The following is a 642-nucleotide window of genomic DNA, read 5'->3' on the forward strand; positions in this document are numbered from 1 at the left end:
AGTGAGGATGAAGACTCTGGTGTGTTTTCACGACTCAATGACACTAAGGACTGACCATCCAGTGTGATAAACGACATCAAATCGAGGTTCAGCGCATCAAGGGTTTCGACATATAAGTTGCGTTCGCTGTAACCTGCGATGTCACGGTGTGCGAAAAGGTCATAGGTCTCATCCCAGTAAGCCCAATCGTAGGAACTTCCTTCTTGCTGAGTCACCATCATGTCAATTACGGCTATAGCTTGCTGACTTGAGTGGTCAATTTCCATGTTTTCCAACTCATCTAAGCTGTACAGGAAAAAGTAACGGCTGATAAAAAGAAAACTAATTATCATCCCGAGCAGACCGAGCGAGAAATACAAGGCAGTCTTGTAGCGAAGATTTAAGTTAAACAAGCGAGGTGTTTGCATTAAAAAATAGTTATAAGTATTAGTTTTAAAAAAGTGTACGACATATCATATTTGAAATAGTTGATGCTCGTCCAACTTGTCGACATCCATTTTCGCTCGCTTATCTAGGTTATACAGTGAGTTAACCGATTGCTTTTTAAGCAAAACGAGCAGTAAATTAATAAAAAAGTAGATAGTACAATCGCTTAGAGAACTGCGCTTCTAGCACGTCATTTTTTGCAAAAAATTTTGTTGA

The 642-nt window shown here is 39.4% G+C and carries 1 protein-coding gene; it reads right to left on the reverse strand.

From position 1 onward, the window contains the following. The coding region (locus R8N47_RS25950; protein ID WP_318186199.1) for a CHASE4 domain-containing protein at nucleotides 1–407 on the reverse strand (407 nt) is incomplete at its 3' end. Nucleotides 408–642 lie beyond the last annotated feature (235 nt).

Source organism: Vibrio sp. 2132-1, from assembly GCF_033344315.1.